At 68.3% G+C, this 16,099-nt stretch carries 15 protein-coding genes; 9 read left to right on the forward strand and 6 right to left on the reverse strand.

Going from position 1 to position 16,099, the window contains the following annotated elements:
• Nucleotides 1–61 precede the first annotated feature (61 nt).
• Nucleotides 62–1,030, forward strand: coding sequence for a glycosyltransferase (locus ACH49X_RS08325; protein WP_195079725.1), 969 nt, complete (start codon nt 62–64; stop codon nt 1,028–1,030).
• A complete protein-coding gene (locus ACH49X_RS08330) occupies nt 1,027–2,619 on the forward strand; it encodes a DUF2142 domain-containing protein (RefSeq protein ID WP_195079724.1) in 1,593 nt (530 codons plus the stop codon). The genes ACH49X_RS08325 and ACH49X_RS08330 overlap by 4 nt, the downstream gene beginning before the upstream one ends.
• Nucleotides 2,620–2,637: 18 nt before the next feature.
• On the opposite strand, the gene rfbB is transcribed toward ACH49X_RS08330, so the two are convergent.
• A complete protein-coding gene (gene rfbB, locus ACH49X_RS08335) occupies nt 2,638–3,654 on the reverse strand; it encodes a dTDP-glucose 4,6-dehydratase (RefSeq protein WP_195079723.1) in 1,017 nt (338 codons plus the stop codon).
• Between the two features lie 306 nt (nt 3,655–3,960).
• Here rfbB and ACH49X_RS08340 point away from each other — a divergent pair, with 306 nt between their 5' ends.
• The gene (locus ACH49X_RS08340) at nt 3,961–4,668 is read left to right on the forward strand and encodes a hypothetical protein (protein WP_195079722.1); all 708 of its coding nucleotides are present in this window, start codon (nt 3,961–3,963) and stop codon (nt 4,666–4,668) included.
• Nucleotides 4,669–4,956: 288 nt separating this feature from the next.
• Here ACH49X_RS08340 and ACH49X_RS08345 read toward each other — a convergent pair whose 3' ends face one another.
• On the reverse strand, nt 4,957–5,946 hold the full coding sequence (locus ACH49X_RS08345) for an alpha/beta hydrolase (protein ID WP_195079721.1): 990 nt from the start codon (nt 5,944–5,946) through the stop codon (nt 4,957–4,959).
• A gap of 225 nt (nt 5,947–6,171) precedes the next feature.
• Here ACH49X_RS08345 and rfbA point away from each other — a divergent pair, with 225 nt between their 5' ends.
• Together rfbA and ACH49X_RS08355 are read left to right on the forward strand one after the other, a co-directional pair.
• On the forward strand, nt 6,172–7,044 hold the full coding sequence (gene rfbA, locus ACH49X_RS08350) for a glucose-1-phosphate thymidylyltransferase RfbA (protein WP_195079720.1): 873 nt from the start codon (nt 6,172–6,174) through the stop codon (nt 7,042–7,044).
• Nucleotides 7,045–7,046: 2 nt separating this feature from the next.
• Nucleotides 7,047–7,595, forward strand: a complete 549-nt coding sequence (locus ACH49X_RS08355; protein WP_195079895.1) for a dTDP-4-dehydrorhamnose 3,5-epimerase family protein — start codon at nt 7,047–7,049, stop codon at nt 7,593–7,595.
• Between the two features lie 146 nt (nt 7,596–7,741).
• Here ACH49X_RS08355 and ACH49X_RS08360 read toward each other — a convergent pair whose 3' ends face one another.
• Complete coding sequence (locus tag ACH49X_RS08360; protein ID WP_195079719.1) at nt 7,742–9,208, reverse strand: MFS transporter; 1,467 nt, start codon at nt 9,206–9,208, stop codon at nt 7,742–7,744.
• Between the two features lie 85 nt (nt 9,209–9,293).
• Between ACH49X_RS08360 and ACH49X_RS08365 the strand changes: the two genes are divergently transcribed.
• Nucleotides 9,294–9,722, forward strand: coding sequence for a MarR family transcriptional regulator (locus tag ACH49X_RS08365; RefSeq protein WP_357207065.1), 429 nt, complete (start codon nt 9,294–9,296; stop codon nt 9,720–9,722).
• A gap of 22 nt (nt 9,723–9,744) precedes the next feature.
• Here the strand turns inward: ACH49X_RS08365 and ACH49X_RS08370 are convergent, their stop codons facing one another.
• Entirely contained in the window at nt 9,745–10,620 is an 876-nt protein-coding gene (locus ACH49X_RS08370; RefSeq protein WP_357207067.1) for a helix-turn-helix transcriptional regulator, read from the reverse strand.
• A 202-nt stretch (nt 10,621–10,822) separates the two neighbouring features.
• Entirely contained in the window at nt 10,823–11,386 is a 564-nt protein-coding gene (locus ACH49X_RS08375; protein ID WP_195079716.1) for a DUF4282 domain-containing protein, read from the reverse strand.
• A gap of 418 nt (nt 11,387–11,804) precedes the next feature.
• On the opposite strand from ACH49X_RS08375, the gene ACH49X_RS08380 reads away from it, so the two are divergent.
• The 3 genes from ACH49X_RS08380 (at nt 11,805) to ACH49X_RS08390 (ending at nt 15,564) form a co-directional block, all read left to right on the forward strand.
• Entirely contained in the window at nt 11,805–12,323 is a 519-nt protein-coding gene (locus ACH49X_RS08380; protein WP_323124457.1) for a hypothetical protein, read from the forward strand.
• Nucleotides 12,324–12,512: 189 nt separating this feature from the next.
• Nucleotides 12,513–14,699, forward strand: coding sequence for a molybdopterin-dependent oxidoreductase (locus ACH49X_RS08385; protein ID WP_357207069.1), 2,187 nt, complete (start codon nt 12,513–12,515; stop codon nt 14,697–14,699).
• Nucleotides 14,700–14,931: 232 nt separating this feature from the next.
• Nucleotides 14,932–15,564: a pyridoxamine 5'-phosphate oxidase family protein gene (locus ACH49X_RS08390; protein WP_195079714.1), complete on the forward strand. Its 633-nt coding sequence runs from the start codon at nt 14,932–14,934 to the stop codon at nt 15,562–15,564.
• A gap of 21 nt (nt 15,565–15,585) precedes the next feature.
• On the opposite strand, the gene ACH49X_RS08395 is transcribed toward ACH49X_RS08390, so the two are convergent.
• Nucleotides 15,586–16,026, reverse strand: coding sequence for a MarR family transcriptional regulator (locus ACH49X_RS08395; RefSeq protein WP_357207071.1), 441 nt, complete (start codon nt 16,024–16,026; stop codon nt 15,586–15,588).
• Nucleotides 16,027–16,099 lie beyond the last annotated feature (73 nt).

Here is a 16,099-nt window from a genome sequence, read left to right on the forward strand (position 1 = left end):
CTGTGAGTTCCCTGTACCCTCCCCGTGTTCCCACATTCACCGATCGCGAGGATTGACCCGGGTGGACTCCACCGAGCTCCGTATTGCCGCCGTGGTTCCGTGTCACAACGAAGAGGCCTCGGTCGCCAAGGTCGTGGCCGATCTGCAGGCCGCCGTGCCGGGAATCGTCGTCTACGTCTACGACAATCTGAGCACGGACAAGACCGCCGAGCGCGCCCGCGAGGCCGGAGCGATCGTGCGGTACGAGAACACCAAGGGCAAGGGCAATGTGGTGCGCCGCGCCTTCGCCGACATCGAGGCCGACGTGTACTTGATGATCGACGGCGACGACACCTACGAGGCGTCCGCCGCGCCGATGATGATCAAGACGCTGCTCGACGGCCCCTACGACCATGTGCTCGGCGTGCGCAAGCAGGACGAGGGCGCCTCGGCCTACCGCGCTGGGCACGAGACCGGCAACAAGGTGCTCAACGGCGTGGTCGGGAAGGTGTTCGGCGAGAACGTCGAGGACATGCTCTCCGGCTTCCGGGTGTTCTCCCGCCGCTTCGTGAAGAGCTTCCCCGCGGTGTCCCGCGAATTCGAGATCGAGACCGAGCTCACGGTGCATTCCCTGCACCTACGGGTGCCGCAGACCGCGGTGCCGGTCGGCTTCCGCGACCGTCCCGCTGGCAGCGAGAGCAAGCTGCGCACCTATCACGACGGCTTCAAGATCCTCGCCTTGATCATCGGACTGGCCCGCCACGAGCGGCCGGTCGCGTTCTACGGCCTGTTCGGCACGCTGAGCTGGCTGGTCTCGATCATCCTGACCATCCCGATCATCGTGGAGTTCTACAACAGCCACACGGTGCCGCGGTTCCCGACGCTGTTCCTCGGCTTCACCTTGCTGCTGCTGGGCAGCCTCGCGTGGACCGCGGGCCTGATCCTCGACGGCATCCGGCGCTCCAGGCACGAGGCCGCGCGCCTGGTCTACCTGCGCTACCACGCGGTGGGTGCGGAGGACCCGCACGGCAACGGCGGAGCCGAACGGTGACGACCTCGGCGGATCGAACCGCCACGCCGGAAGAGAATCCGGTCGAGCCATCGGACACCGCACCGCTACCCGCGACCGACACCGCACCGCTTCCCGCGTTGGACGCCGAAGAGGCGGCCAACGGCTCGGACCGGTCCGCGAAAGGCCGGGCGGCGCGCGTGGTGACGCGCTTGGGCGCGGCGACGATCGCCTTCACGCTGCTCGCGACCATCTTCGGCGCGCTGTTCACCGTTCTGGCCCCGCCGTTCTGGGGACATGACGAGATCACCCAGTTCGGTCGCGCCTACCAGGTCGCCCACGGCGGATTCCTGCCGCAGCGGATCCACGACGATCGCGGCATCGCCTACGGCGGAGACGTCCCGGCCAGCATCACCGAGCTGATGGGCTACGCCCTGCGGGACTACACCACCAACCCCGAAGAGCCGGACCCCATGGTGGCCGACCCGGCGCGCTACGACCAATTGACCGGCGCCGCGGTCTCGGACGCCACCGAACCGGTGTGGTTCACCAACACCGCGGCGTACTCGCCGGTGCCCTACATCCCGGCCGCCATCGGCATCCGCCTCGGCGAGCTCTTCGGACTGAACGTGGGCGGCCTGCTGCTGCTCACCCGGTTCGCCGGGCTGGCGGCCTACCTCGCCGTGGTCGGATTCGGCCTGTACGCCTTGCGCGCGCACCGGGTGCAGTGGCTGGCGTTCACCGTCGCCGTGCTGCCGATCGCGGTGTTCCAGGCGGGGACGGTCACCGCGGACACCATGACCAACGCACTGGCCATCCTGGTCTCGGCGCTGCTGGTGAAGGCCGTGTTCCTCGGCGAGCGCCTGAACCGGGCCGAGATCGGCGCGCTGCTGGGCGCGACGATCCTGCTGCCGGTGAGCAAGCCCACCTACGTGCTGCTCGCGCTGCTGGTCGCCCTGGTGCCCGCCGATCGGTTCGGGTTCAGCGGATGGCGGCGCTGGATTCCGTGGGTCTTCGCGGCGGCCGGAGCGCTGGCGTTCGCGGTGTGGATGAAGATCGCCGCGCCGACCGGCGACGGCATGGGCCTGATGCGGCCCCCGCACCAGTGGCATTCGGTGCGGCCGGGCGACCAGCTCAGCGGCATCCTGCGGGATCCGCCGGAGTTCGCGCACGTGTTCGGCGAGAGCATCGCCCTGCGCGACCAGCGCTGGTTCAGCCAGTTCTTCGGCGAACTCGGCTTCGCCTACGTCGACGTGCCCGCCCTGTCCATGCTGGCCTGCCTGCTGGCGTTCGCGGTGAGCATCGGCGTCGCGGAGCGGATGACCGCACCGGCTTTCCGCCGCACCCTGATCGTCGCGCTCACCATGGCCGCGAGCGTCGCGATGATCTACGTGACGCTCTACATGTCCTTCACGCCGGTCGGCTACTACATCATCGACGGCGTCCAGGGCCGCTACTTCGTTCCGCTGGCGATCGTCACGCTGGCGGTGCTGCTGCGCTGGCTGCCGTTGCGGCTGACCGACGCCACCGGAAAGACACCGTCGGTGGGCCCGGCCGTCACGGTGCTGGTGGCGACGACCGTGGCGCTGGTCGCGGCGGCGGCGAAGTACTACACCATCGTCTGGGGCTGAGCGGCGCGTCGCGCGGCTTCAGTCTCCCGTCGCGCTCAGCGTCCGCTCGCCCGCGTCGGCGTAGGCCCGCTCGGTAGCGGCTTTGTGCGGACGCCACCAGGATTCGTTGTCCCGGTACCACTGGATCGTCGCCGCGAGTCCGGCGCGGAAGTCCGCGTAACGGGGGCGCCAATCGAGTTCGGAACGCAGCAGCGTCGCGTCGATCGCGTAGCGCTGGTCGTGGCCGGGCCGGTCGGTCACGTGGTCGAAGTCCTCGGGGTCGCGGCCGAACTCCGCGAGGATCATCCGCACCACCGACTTGTTGTCGAGTTGACCGTCGGCGCCGATCAGGTAGGTCTGCCCGATCCGGCCCCGGTGCAGGATCTCCCATACGGCGCGATTGTGGTCGTGGACGTGGATCCAGTCGCGCACCTGATGTCCGGCCCCGTAGAGCCGGGGGCGCACCCCATCGATCAGATTGGTGATCTGGCGCGGGATGAATTTCTCCACGTGCTGGTAGGGGCCGTAATTGTTACTGCAGTTGGAGATGGTGGCGCGCACGCCGAACGAGCGGGTCCACGCGCGCACCAGCAGATCGCTCGATGCCTTGGTGGCCGAGTACGGGCTGGACGGGTTGTACGGGGTGGTCTCGGTGAAGGCCGGGTCGTCCGGGGCGAGGTCGCCGTACACCTCGTCGGTGGAGACATGGTGGTAGCGCACGTCGTGCCTGCGCACGGCCTGGAGCAGGGAGTAGGTGCCGACGATATTGGTCTGCACGAACGGCCACGGCTCGGCGAGGGAGTTGTCGTTGTGCGACTCCGCGGCGAAGTGCACCACCGCGTCGGCGCGGCCGACCAGGTCGTCCACCAGGCCGAGGTCGGCGATGTCGCCGTGCACGAACTCGATGCGGTCGGCCACCGGGTCGAGGGAGGCCCGGTTCCCGGCATAGGTCAGGGCGTCGAGGACGGTGACGGACGTATCCGGGTGGTCGGACACGGTCTGCTGGACGAAGTTCGCGCCGATGAAACCGGCGCCACCGGTGACGAGCAATCGCACCCCATGACTGTACGTGGGGCCACGCCGCCCGGGCGACGGACTCGAAACGCGGTGTCGTCTAACCGATCTCCATGGTTCCGATCTGTGACGTTCGTCTCATTGACTTCCCAGCGTTTGGAACTCCCGGATTTGTTCGCTATCGAAAAGGCCGGTCAGCACCCCTATTTCCGCGACCCCACCACGCCGTGGGTCACGACGGTGAACAAAATTTGAATAAACAGTCACAAAGGGTTCACCACGCGTTAGCTGCTCTAGATTTTGCTCGTCTAGTCCCCTCCGAACGCTTCAATAGAGGTTCCAAACAAAATGCTGATGAGGAAATTCGCCGCGACGTCGGCGCTGCTGATCGCCGCTCTCGGCGTCACCGCCGGCACCGTCAACGCGGCTCCGGCCTCCGAGGCCGACGGCGCGGTGAACTTCACCGCGCACGCGACCGACACCCAGTCCATCATCACGACCGATGCCGGTTCCATGGTCGTCGAGGACGGCACGTTCAAGGTCAAGGCCGCCAACGGTGACGTGCTCACCGGCATGCCGCTGACCTTCCGGGTGGACGACTTCGAGTTCCCGATCGCTGCCGAGATCGCGGACCGCACCGCCACCCTGACCCCGCAGTTCGACATGGCGCACGCGACCTACAAGCCGGTCGCCCTGCCTTTCGAGGACAAGGCGCCCTGGAAGAGCGAGTACGACCGTGAGCAGGCCGCCTTCAACCGCATGAAGGACACCATCTCCACCGGCGCCACCATCGGCACCCTGGTCGGCGGCATCGGCGGCGGCGCCGTCGGTTGCGTGCTCGGCGGCATCGCGGGCGCGACCGTCGCCTCCGCGGCCATCGTCGGCCTGTTCGGCGCGTTCATCCCGGCCGCGGCCATCGGCTGCCTCGGCGGCATCATCGCCGTCGGCGCCCTGGGCACCCTGGCGGGCCAGCTGCTGATCACCGCCCCGGTCGCCATCGGCGCCGCGATCCAGTACTTCACCACCATCAACCAGCCGTTCAACGCCCCGAAGTAATCCGCGGCCGAACGCACACAACTGAATCCATCGGAGGCCCCGCTCGCGCGTTCGCGCCGAGCGGGGCCTCCATTATTCCGTCGACGGCCGCGAAGTGAACAAATACTGAACAATATGGAACTTAGAAACTTCGCCGGGTGCTGACCTGCACTATCAAGAGCGAATAACTCTCAGGTGGAATCAATTGCGTCCAGCGCGGGCCGGCGCGGAATAGCTGAAAACCCGCACAGGACGCGAGCCCCGTCCCGGCCGAGTGCGGGGCGAGGCTCGCCTGGAAAGGCCGGACGGTCAAGCCGTCCGCGCCTGCTGGTCGTCCGCGATGCGGGCCCGCACGAACCGGGCGACCCGCGCCAGCGCCGCCCTGCTCTCCGGCAGATTCGGCGCGATGCTCATGAAGGCGTGTACCTGGCCGCGCCACAGTTCCAGCGCGTTCGGCACGCCCGCCGCGGTGAGCCGCTGCGCCATCAATTCCGAGTCGAAGCGCAGCACCTCGTCCTCCGCGGCGATCAGCAGCACCGGAGGAAGCGCGGACAGCACCGCGTTGACCGGCGACAGAATCGGATCGAGCGCCCCGTCGACCTCCGCGCCGATGCGCACCACGGCTTCCAGCGCCGACAGCGGGATGTAGGGATCCCGCGCGACGTTGACGTAATCGCGCTTCGCCCCGTAGTCCAGGTCCAGCAACGGGCTCAAGCCCACCAGCCCGGCCGGCGCGGGCAGCCCCGACTCCAGGGCCAGCAGCGCGGTCGCGAAGGTGAGGTACCCGCCCGCCGAATCACCCGCGAAGACGATGCGCGCCGGGTCCGCGCCATGGCGCAGCAGCCAGCGGTAGGCCGCCAGGCAGTCTCCCACCGAGTCGCTGATCCGCGTGCGGGGCAACTGGCGGTACTCGACGTTGATCACGGGCAAGCCGGTGCGGCGGGCCAGGCTCGCCGCGACCGGGCGGTGGCTGCGGGTGTTGCAGATCGCGAAGCCGCCGCCGTGCATGTAGAGCACCGCACCGTGGCGCAGCGCGCGCGACGCCCCCGCCGGACGGATGATCTCCAAGCGCATGCGGTGCAGCGTGACCTGCTCCCGGTCGATGCCGTGCGGCCGGGGACGCAACCTCGCCAGCCCGTCGACGGTGGCCGCGCCGAGGGGAATGGTCGCCTTGGTGACCGGGAGGGTGCGCAGCACCGGCCGGACCACGCCCATACAGGTGGCCAGCAGTAAGCGCGATTGCGCACTGGGTCCCCTGGGATTCATCACCACGCCGGGCTCGCCGTCTCTGGCCGTCATCGCGCACCTACCTCACAACTGGCGCGCCGAATCACGACCGGACCGAGCCCAGGCGAGCTGTCGGCGCTGACATCTCACACAGTGTTTTTTCAGAACACCATGCGCATCGTGACCTACGCAACAGAATCGCTCCAACCCGGCCGCGGCGAAACGCCCGTAACCGAATCGAGGACTACTCGGAACCTCACCGAATCCCGGAGCCGCGAAACTGGCAGACTCCATGGCATGCGCGGAATCATTCTGGCGGGCGGCACCGGCTCCCGGTTGCACCCGATCACGCGCGGGGTGAGCAAGCAGCTGGTCCCGGTCTACGACAAACCCATGGTCTACTACCCCCTTTCCACGCTGATGCTCGCGGGGATCAGGGACATCCTGGTGATCACCACGCCCGACGACGCGGCGGCGTTCCAGCGTCTGCTCGGCGACGGCACGCAGTTCGGGCTGTCGCTCAGCTACGTGGTCCAGCCCGAGCCGGACGGCCTGGCCAGGGCCTTCGTCCTCGGCGCCGATCACATCGGGGGCGATTGCGCGGCACTCGTACTCGGCGACAACATCTTTCACGGTCCCGGCCTCGGCACCAGCCTCAATCGCTTCCACGGCATCGACGGCGGCGCGGTGTTCGCCTACTGGGTGTCGGACCCGACCGCCTACGGCGTGGTCGAGTTCACCGAGGGGCGTGCGGTGTCCATCGAGGAGAAGCCCAAAACGCCGCGGTCGAACTACGCCATTCCCGGGTTGTACTTCTACGACAACGACGTGGTGGAGATCGCCAGGTCGCTGCGGCCGTCCGCGCGCGGCGAGTACGAGATCACCGATATCAATCGCGCCTACCTGGAACAGGATCGCCTGAGCGTGGACGTGCTCGCCCGGGGTACCGCCTGGCTGGACACCGGTACCTTCGATTCCCTGCTCGACGCCGCCAATTACGTGCGCACCATCGAGGAGCGGCAGGGCCTCAAGATCGGCGTACCCGAGGAGGTGGCCTGGCGGATGGGCTTCATCGACGACGAGCAGCTGTGCGCGCTGGCCGAACCGCTGGTCCGCTCCGGTTACGGACGCTATCTGCTCGACCTGCTCGAGCGCGGACGGGACTGGTGAGCATGGAGTTCCGGGAACTCGCGGTGCCGGGCGCGTGGGTGATCACGCCGCGCCAGCACGGTGACGATCGCGGCATGTTTCTCGAGGGATTCAAGGCCTCGGAGTTCGAGAAGGCGACCGGGCGGCCGTTCGATCTGCGGCAGGTCAACTGCTCGGTGTCGGCGGCGGGGGTGCTGCGCGGCATCCACTACACCGAGGACCCGCCCGGACAGGCGAAGTACGTGACGTGTGTGCGCGGCGCGTTCCTCGACGTGGTCGTCGACCTGCGTCCCGGCTCGCCGGCCTACGGCCGCTGGGACAGCGTGCTGCTCGACGACGTCGACCGGCGCTCGGTGTTCCTGTCCGAAGGGCTCGGCCACGCGATCCTCTCGCTGGAGGACGGCTCGACGGTCACCTACTTGTGCTCCCTGGAGTACCAGCCGGAGTTCGACCACGACATCGACGCGTTCGATCCCACGCTCGGCATCGAGTGGCCGAGGGTCGGTCGCGACGGCCGGGAGCTCACCTTCATCCGCTCCGCGAAAGATTCTGTGGCCCCGCCGTTTTCGTGAGCCGAACGAGCGAGCCGAACGTGATGCCGCTCTGAACAGAGCAGCCCGGCGCATCCGCCGGAATCCTCCGGTCCCACGGAATCAGCCGCATACGTCGAGCGCCGCCACCCGATGCTGGGTGACGGCGCTCGGTGTCGACCACTCGGTCAGCCGACGAGTTGCAGTTCCTTCTCCTCGTCCGCCGCCCGCTCCTGGCCGCGGAAGCGCGGTGCGAAGGCCAGCATGGCGACGAGCGCGCCGACGATGGACACGCCCGCGGCGAACTCCAGACCGGGACGGTAGGTGTCGAGCATCCCGGTGGCCGAGATGTCGGCATGCGCGCCGGAGGCGATGATCGCCGTGGTCACCGCGAGCACGATGGCCGCGCCGACCTGCATGGACGTTTGCAGCACTCCGGCGGCGAGACCCTGTTCCTCGTCATCGATGCCGTTGGTGGCCTGGATGTTGATGGCCGGGAAGCCGACCCATCCGATACCGATCAGCAGCACCGCGGGCAGCAGCATCGTCAGGTAGGAGGGCGCGGTGTCCAGCCGCAGGAAGAGCAGGTAACCGACGGCCATCACGGTCATGGTCACGCCGATCACCGGCCCCGTGCCGAAGCGATCGACGAGCTTGTCGGAGAAGAAGGCCGACAGCACGACCAGCAGTCCGACCGGCAGCAGCGCCATGGCCAGCTTCAGCGGCGACCAGCCGAGCGTGTCCTGCAGGTACAGCGTCACGATGAACTGCCAGCTGAAGTAGGAACCCGCCACCGCGACGATCGCGAGACTGGCCCGGACCAGCGAGGACTTGCGCAGGATCCCGAGGCGAACCAGCGGGTAGCGCACCCGCTTCTCCACCGCGACGAACCCGGCGAACAGCGCGGCGACCGCGACGAACGAACCGATGGTGCGCACCGACGCCCAGCCGGCTTCCGGCGCGGCGACCACGGTGTAGACCAGCAGCAACATGGCCGCGGTCGACAGCAGCGCGCCGAGCAGGTCGTGTCCGCCTTCCTCGGCGGGCTTGTCCTTCGGCACCAGCACGAAGGCCGCGGCCAGCGCGGCGAGTGCGATCGGCACCGGAAGCAAGAACGTCCAGCGCCAGCCCACACCGGTCATCAGGCCGCCGAACAGCAGGCCCATGGAGTAACCGCCCGCGCCGAACACCGTGTAGATGGACAGCGCCTTGTTGCGGGCGGGGCCCTCGGCGAAGTTCGTGGTGATGATGGACAGGCCGGTCGGCGCGGTGAACGCGGCGGCGAGGCCCTTGACGAAGCGGGTGAGGATCAGCAGCGGGCCGGAGCTGACCAGACCGCCGGCCAGCGAGGCGACCGCGAAGACCGCGAGCGCGATCAGGAAGACCTTGCGCCGCCCGAGCAGATCGGCGGTGCGACCGCCGAGCAGCAACAGACCGCCGTAGCCGAGGACGTACCCGCTGACCAGCCATTGCAGCGTCGAGGTTGACAGATCGAGTTCCGCGCCGATGGACGGCAGCGCGACACCGATCATCGAGACGTCGAGGCCGTCGAGGAACAACACGATGCACAGCGTGATCAGCATGCCCCAGAGCCGGGCTGACCATCTGGCCGGATCGCTCGCCTGAGCGGCCGTGAGCGTTGCTGGTGAAGTCATGCGGGGAACATTACATGCGCGTGCATTAAATGCCAACACATTTAATGCAGTTGCATGGACATGCTGGGCCCACTAAGATGGGGCCATGTCGAAGCCGACCACCGTGAGCACAGCCCAGCGCGCTCCCGCGCAGGCCGGGCTGGTTGGAGAGTGGCGCGAGCTGCTCGACCGGCACGCCGCGGTGAGTTGTGCGCTCGAGAAGGCGCTGCAGAACGGTCACCACATCGGGCTCAGCGAATTCGAGACGCTGGACCGGCTGGTCGACGCCAACTGCGGCGACTACCGGATGAGCGACCTCGCCAACGACATCTATCTCAGCCAGAGCGCGCTGTCGCGGGCCGTGGCGCGCCTGGAGCGCGACGGTCTGGTCCGGCGCACCATGTGCGAGCAAGACCGCCGCGCCGTGTTCGTCTGCCTCACCGAGAAGGGCCGCGAGGTCTACGAGCAGGCCCTGCCCACGCACCGTGCGGTCCTGAGCGACACCTGGGCTCTGCCGGGGCCGCCGAAGTGCTGACCAGCGTGGATGCGGTGGCCGGTCACAGCGCCTTCCGCGCGTCCTCGATGCGTTCGCGCGCGTCGACCGCCGCCGCCTCGACGCTCGCGAAAGCCGCTCGGAAACGGGCGATCTCCTGCCCTTTGTCCAGGTAGGCCGGCCCGGTGAACATCTCCAGGTAGACCACCGGCGGTTCCGGCCGCGCGTCGGAACCCGTCTCGGCGAACTCCAGCAGCACGAACCGGCCCGACGCCATGCCGTCGTGATAGCCGCAATCCGCGGGCACCACCCGGAGCCGAACGTTCGGCAACTGCGCCATGTGGAGCAGGTGGTCGAGTTGCCCGGCGGTCATCGCCGGGTCGCCGATGCGCCGCCGCAGCACCGCCTCGTCGATCAGCGCGTCCAGCCGCAGCGGAGCGTCGGCACGGGTGACCAGCGCCTGCCTGGCCTGACGTAAGCGCACCCTGCGATCGATCTCGTCGGCGGACAGCTCCGGATGCGCCGCCGCGCACACCGCGCGGGTGTAACCTTCGGTTTGCAGGAGGCCGGGGACGAGTTCGTTCTCATAGGTGGACACCCGGGTGGCCGCTTCTTCCAGCCCGATGTAGACGTCGAAGCCCTCGGGGATGACGTCGCCGTAGGCCGTCCACCAGCCCTTGGCCTTGGTGTCGCGTGCCAGCGCACGCAGCGGTTCGAGCAGGTCGGGCGGCGCGCCGTAGACCTTGCACATCGCCTCGACATCGAGACCGCGCAGCGAGGTCTGACCGGTCTCGATCCGCCAGATCTTCGCCTCCGACCACTCCAGCTGCTGCGCGGCCACCCGCGTGGTCATCCCGGCCCGGTTGCGCAGATCACGCAAGTGCCTGCCGAGTTGCCGTCGCGGCATGGTCGATCCGGTCGTTCCCTGCGGTAAAGCCATGCTTCCCCCCTGCTCGCCGTATACCGCCGCGCCGTGAACCCTGCTCGGTCGGCGGCGCGGCACGCCCTCGGACACCCGAGGTGGATGCCGGGTATCCGAACAGCATTGTTCACAGTGAAACTCGCAGCGGTCACGGCGCGTGTCTCAGCCAGGCCGATGACTCCTGCGAGTCAAACCACTTCCGCCCGCCGCGATTTTCGCTCTACCTGCGCTGGTTCCGCTTGCGGAAGCGCCAGAACTGCACGGCCCGTACGTCTTCGGACAGCTGGTTGACCGGCTCGGCGACGTCCGACAGCGCCTGGAACAAGTCGTCGGCCAGTTCGCTGATGTGCTCCACCCGCGTCGCCAGACGGGAGGCGTTCACCAGGAACTCGAGCATCAGGCGGACGGCGGCGGCGATGGTCAGGCCGAGCGGTACGCCCAGCACCGCGGCGAGCACGCCCAGCAGCGCCGACACCCGCCATGCCGAGACCGTCAGCGTGATGGGCACCGCGAAGGCGAACACCAGCCCCAGGATGTAGGCCAGCGGCAGGAGGGTGCGGGTGGCCGGGCGGTGGAACTGCACGTCGATCAGGGCGCGCGCGGCCGCGGCGCTCCACTGCGCGAACGCGCGCGGGCTGCCGAACGGCTCGGCGGGTTGCTCTTCCTCGGGAGCGGGGCCGGAGACGCGCGCGGCCATCGATTCTTTCCAGGTGAGCCAGCGCGACTCGGCCTGGTACTCGCCGACGTCCTCGGGGGCTTCGGTTTCGTTGGGTTCGTCACTCATGCCGGGCTCTCCTGCCTGCGTCACACGAGCCTGCACCAGGCCACATGCTCGTGCCGAATCCCGCTGCGGCGAGCATCCGTTCTCGGCGGATACGCCGGCTGCCCGCACCAGGTCCGATGTTCATGCCCAGAATCCTTCCTGCCCAGGGCGGGACGCATCCAGCCGGAAACGCACACCGCCGGTATGTTTTCGCACCCGCAACACCCAGCGCGCCCCGTCACAGCGACCTCACAGCTCCGGCGCAGCGAGCGGCCAGCTCAACGACCGAAAGTAGCTGCGTGGCAAGCCTGGCGAGCCACCTCGGGATGCCCGGAGGAACACGGACGAACCTCTCGGAAATGAGACGTAGGCGACACTCCGGAAATTCTTTCGGAGAACCCGTAACGCCGACGGCGTCCCCCGCCGATACGACCCATGAATGCAGGACCCAGAGATCTACCGGGGAATGGAGAAGACAGTGCGCACCACGTTTCCGACTTCCGTCACGGCGGCCGAGCTGACCGCCGCTGCGCAGGACTACAACCAGCGCGGGTGGACGGTCGCCGAAACGGCCAACGGTCTGAACCTGATCACCGACGACAACGTGTCCGGCATCGAGGTCACCGGCGAACTGGCCGGCGAGGTCCGCCGCTTCCTGCGGGCGAACAACCTGTCCGGCGCGGTGATCGAGTTCCCTGGCACGGAGCGGCGCGAGATCCACCTGGTCACCGGTGTACGCAAGGCCGCGATGGCGCTCGAGGCGCTGCGCGAGGCCGGCGCCACCGTGTACACCGACGGCGCGGGCATCCCGCTGCCGCCCACCCACCTGTCGGCCGGTTCGGCCTGCTGGGGCGTCGCTCCCGCCGAGGCCCGCTGGATGCCTCCGGTCGTCGCGATCGCCGCCGCCGTGCGCGCCGCCACCAGCTCGCGCCGCGCCAAGCTGACCATCGCCTGCTGAGCAACGCGCCCCTGATCGAGTTCACCTGCTGATCGCGGGCCGGGGCCGCGCTACCCGGCCTGTTTGCGACCGGTATCCGTCCCGGCGCTCCGGATCCCCACCCCGGAGCGCCGCCGGGTACCGGTCGTTCGGCGTTGCCGATATCAAGCGTTCTCTTTTCAGTTTCGCCGCCGGACGCCAAGATGGGGTATGGCCCCGATCACGCAATCGCGCAATCTGCTGCGGACCTGCCCGCTCTGTGAGGCGGTCTGCGGCCTGGAAATCACCCTCGACCCGGACGACCACGTGACCTCGGTGCGCGGCGACCGCAGCGATCCCTTCAGCAAGGGCTTCATCTGCCCCAAGGGAGCCAGCTTCGGCCATCTCGACGAGGACCAGGACCGGGTGACCGAGCCGCTGATCCGTGATCGCGCTACCGGCGCCTGGCGCGCCGCGACCTGGGACGAAGCCTTCGATTACATCGCCGAGCGTTTCCCCGCCGTCGTCGCCGAGCACGGCGCCCAGTCGGCCGCGGCCTACCTGGGCAACCCCAATGCGCACACCGTGGCCGGCACGCTGTACGTGCCCGCGCTGCTGCGCGCGCTGGGCACCAAGAACATCTACTCCGCGAGCACCGCCGACCAGATGCCCAAGCAGGTGGCCAGTGGGCTGATGTTCGGCGATCCGCTCACCGTGCCGGTGCCCGACCTCGACCGCACCGATTACCTGCTGATGCTGGGGGCCAATCCGCTGGAATCCAACGGCTCGCTGTGCACCGCACCGGATTTCCCTGGCAGGCTGAAGGCGCTGCGCGGCCGGGGCGGCCGCTTCGTCGTGGTGGATCCGCGAGTGACCCGCACGGCGAAACTCGCCGACGAGCACCTGTTCATCCGGCCGGGCAGCGATGCGTATCTGCTGTTCGGCATCGTGCACACGCTCTTCGCCGAGCAGTTGACCGATCTGCGCGTCGAGGTCACCGGCCTGGACGAATTGCGCACGGCCGCCGCCGCGTTCGATCCGGATACCGTTGCCACGCGCACCGGCGTACCCGCGTCGACGATCGTGCGGCTCGCCCGCGAACTCGCGGCGGCGCCGACCGCCGCGGTGTACGCCCGGATCGGCACCTGCACCGCCGAATTCGGCACGATCACGCAGTGGCTCGTCGACGCGATCAACGCGCTGACCGGCAACCTCGACTCCCCCGGCGGCGCGATGTTCGCCACCGCCGCGGCCGGCGGGATCTCCCGCACCAGGCCGTTCCGCCCCGGACGCTGGGCCAGCCGGGTGCGCGGGCTGCCCGAGGCGATGGGCGAGCTGCCCGTCGCGACGCTCGCCGACGAGATCACCACGCCGGGCGAAGGGCAGATCCGCGCCCTGGTGACGGTCGCGGGCAATCCGGTGCTGTCCGCGCCGAGCGGCGCACGGCTGGACGAAGCGTTCGCCCAGCTCGACTTCATGGTCAGCGTGGACAGGTACGTGAACGAGACCACCAAGCACGCCGACGTGATCCTGCCTCCGCCGCGTCCCACCCAGTCCCCGCACTACGATTTCGCGCTGCTGCAATTCGCCGTGCGCAACTACACGCGCTACTCGCGTCCACTGGTGCCGCTGGGTGACCGGCCCTCCGAGCCCGCCGTCCTCGCTCGTCTCGCCGCCGCGCTGACCGGCAGGCCGCACGACGGCTCCGACGGGATCGACCCGCTCACCGCCGTGGACGAGCTCGTCATCGCGGGCATGCTGCACAAGGCCGGGATCCCCGAGCGGCGCGGCGATCTGATCGGCGAGAACAGCACCGAGCAGCGGATCGATCTGATGCTGCGCCTCGGGCCGTACGGCGAATGGAACGGCGGCACGCTCAATTTGCAAGTGCTTCTGGACAACCCGCACGGCATAGATCTCGGCCCGTTGCAGCCGCGGCTGCCTGGCGTGCTGCGCACCGCGAGCGGACGGGTCGACCTCGCCCCGCAGCCGCTGCTGGACGACGTGGCGCGGATGCGAGCGCGGCTGTCCGACGCGGCGCCGGAGATCGTGCTGATCGGCCGGCGGCAGCTGCGCTCGAACAACAGCTGGATGCACAACATCGCGACGCTGGTGAGCGGGTCGAATCGGTGCACGCTGCACATCAATCCGGCCGATGTGGCGCGGCTCGGGCTCGGCGATCACGCGGTGGTGAAATCGGCCGCGGGAACGCTGACGGTTCCGCTGGAGCCGACCGAGGCCATCATGCCCGGCGTGGTGAGCCTGCCGCACGGGTGGGGTCACGGCGACAGCGCGCAGACCGTGGCGCGCACGCACGCGGGCGTCAATGCCAATGTGCTCACCGACGATTCGGTGGTCGATGTCCCCTCCGGCAACGCCGTGTTCAACGGTGTTCCGGTGACGCTGACTCCGGCCTGAGCCCGGACGAACAGATCCCGCAAATCCCGACCGGCCGGATATTATTCCGGCCGGTCGGCTTTTAGCTAACCGCGAGAAATACTTGCGCCACAGCCGAATCCGAGGCATCCTCGACGGGGATTTCGACGTTTTGCCGGGCGGTTCTCATCTAAACTGAACGCGATCTCGATACGACCGCGGTTCAACGTCGAGCCTGGTGGAATCCGCATTTCGGCGACCAGAGGGGGCGGCGATGCCCGGTGGACACAACGGCAGCGATGGCGAGCGTGAGCTGCAGGAACGGTACGGAACACAGGATCGAGCGGAGCGCTTCTACGACGACCAAGTGCTCGATCGACTCAATCCGGCGATGATCGACTTCCTCGGCCGGATGGATATGGCGTTCATCGCCACGGCGGACAAACGCGGCGAATGCGACGCCAGTTTCCGAGCCGGACCAGCCGGTTTTCTTCATGTGATAGACGACCGCACCATCGCCTATCCGGAATATCGTGGCAACGGCGTCATGGCCAGCCTCGGCAATATCCTGGAAAACCCGCACGTCGGGATCCTGCTCGTCGATTTCGTACGCGACCTCATCGGACTGCACATCAACGGCTCGGCCCGCATGGTGCCCGACCACGCGCTTCGCGCCACCGTGCCCGACCTGCCCGTCAATCACAAGGGCCGCGTCGCCGAACACTGGGTGGTGGTCGAGGTGGAAGAGGCGTACATCCACTGCCGCAAGCACATTCCACACCTGATCCCCGCCGCGCGCGAACAACGCGAATGGGGCACCGACAATGTCCGCGCCAAGGGCGGCGACTACTTCGGAGCCAAGGCGGAGAAGAGCGAGCTGGCCGACACGGCGATCAGCGGTTCCTGAAACCCTGCCGCGGACGGGCGCTCATCCCCGCTGATGGTGCGCGAGCAAGCGAGCGAGCAGCCGGGTCAGGTCTGCCCTGTCCTCGGCCGAGAGCGGTCCGAGTAGGTCGTCCTGCGCCTTGTCGAGCGCTCGGTCGATGCGCCGCAGTTGCCGCTCGCCCGCCTCGGTGAGGGTCACGATATTGCGCCTTCGGTCGTCCGGATCCGGCGTCCGCTCGACGAAACCCGGCCCGGCGAGTTCGTTGATCGCCGCCACCACATCGCTTCGGTCCATGTTGCACCGGCGACCGAGGTCGGCCTGGCTGGCCGCCCCGAACTCCTCCAGCGCGGCGAGGATGCGGAAGTGATACCCACGCGCGCCGGCCTCGGCGAAGCTGTCGGACGCCAACCGGTGGGCGTGTACGGCCAACTGGGTGAGCAGCCAACTCGGCTTCGCGGTCAGGCGTGCGGGTGTGTTCTCCACGACAGCAACCATACATCGTTGGCACAGCCAACCATTTGGCATATAGTTGGCCGGGCCAACATTGGCAGAGCCA

This window comes from Nocardia sp. NPDC019323 (assembly GCF_044389845.1).
Lineage (GTDB): Bacteria > Actinomycetota > Actinomycetes > Mycobacteriales > Mycobacteriaceae > Nocardia > Nocardia implantans.

Coding starts and splice junctions, on each gene's coding strand:
- ACH49X_RS08340 (WP_195079722.1), top strand. CDS start 3,961: ATGCTGATGAGGAAATTCGCCGCGACGTCGGCGCTGCTGATCGCCGCT.
- ACH49X_RS08345 (WP_195079721.1), bottom strand. CDS start 5,946: ATGACGGCCAGAGACGGCGAGCCCGGCGTGGTGATGAATCCCAGGGGA.
- rfbA (WP_195079720.1), top strand. CDS start 6,172: ATGCGCGGAATCATTCTGGCGGGCGGCACCGGCTCCCGGTTGCACCCG.
- ACH49X_RS08355 (WP_195079895.1), top strand. CDS start 7,047: ATGGAGTTCCGGGAACTCGCGGTGCCGGGCGCGTGGGTGATCACGCCG.
- ACH49X_RS08360 (WP_195079719.1), bottom strand. CDS start 9,208: ATGACTTCACCAGCAACGCTCACGGCCGCTCAGGCGAGCGATCCGGCC.
- ACH49X_RS08365 (WP_357207065.1), top strand. CDS start 9,294: ATGTCGAAGCCGACCACCGTGAGCACAGCCCAGCGCGCTCCCGCGCAG.
- ACH49X_RS08370 (WP_357207067.1), bottom strand. CDS start 10,620: ATGGCTTTACCGCAGGGAACGACCGGATCGACCATGCCGCGACGGCAA.
- ACH49X_RS08375 (WP_195079716.1), bottom strand. CDS start 11,386: ATGAGTGACGAACCCAACGAAACCGAAGCCCCCGAGGACGTCGGCGAG.
- ACH49X_RS08380 (WP_323124457.1), top strand. CDS start 11,805: ATGCAGGACCCAGAGATCTACCGGGGAATGGAGAAGACAGTGCGCACC.
- ACH49X_RS08385 (WP_357207069.1), top strand. CDS start 12,513: ATGGCCCCGATCACGCAATCGCGCAATCTGCTGCGGACCTGCCCGCTC.
- ACH49X_RS08390 (WP_195079714.1), top strand. CDS start 14,932: ATGCCCGGTGGACACAACGGCAGCGATGGCGAGCGTGAGCTGCAGGAA.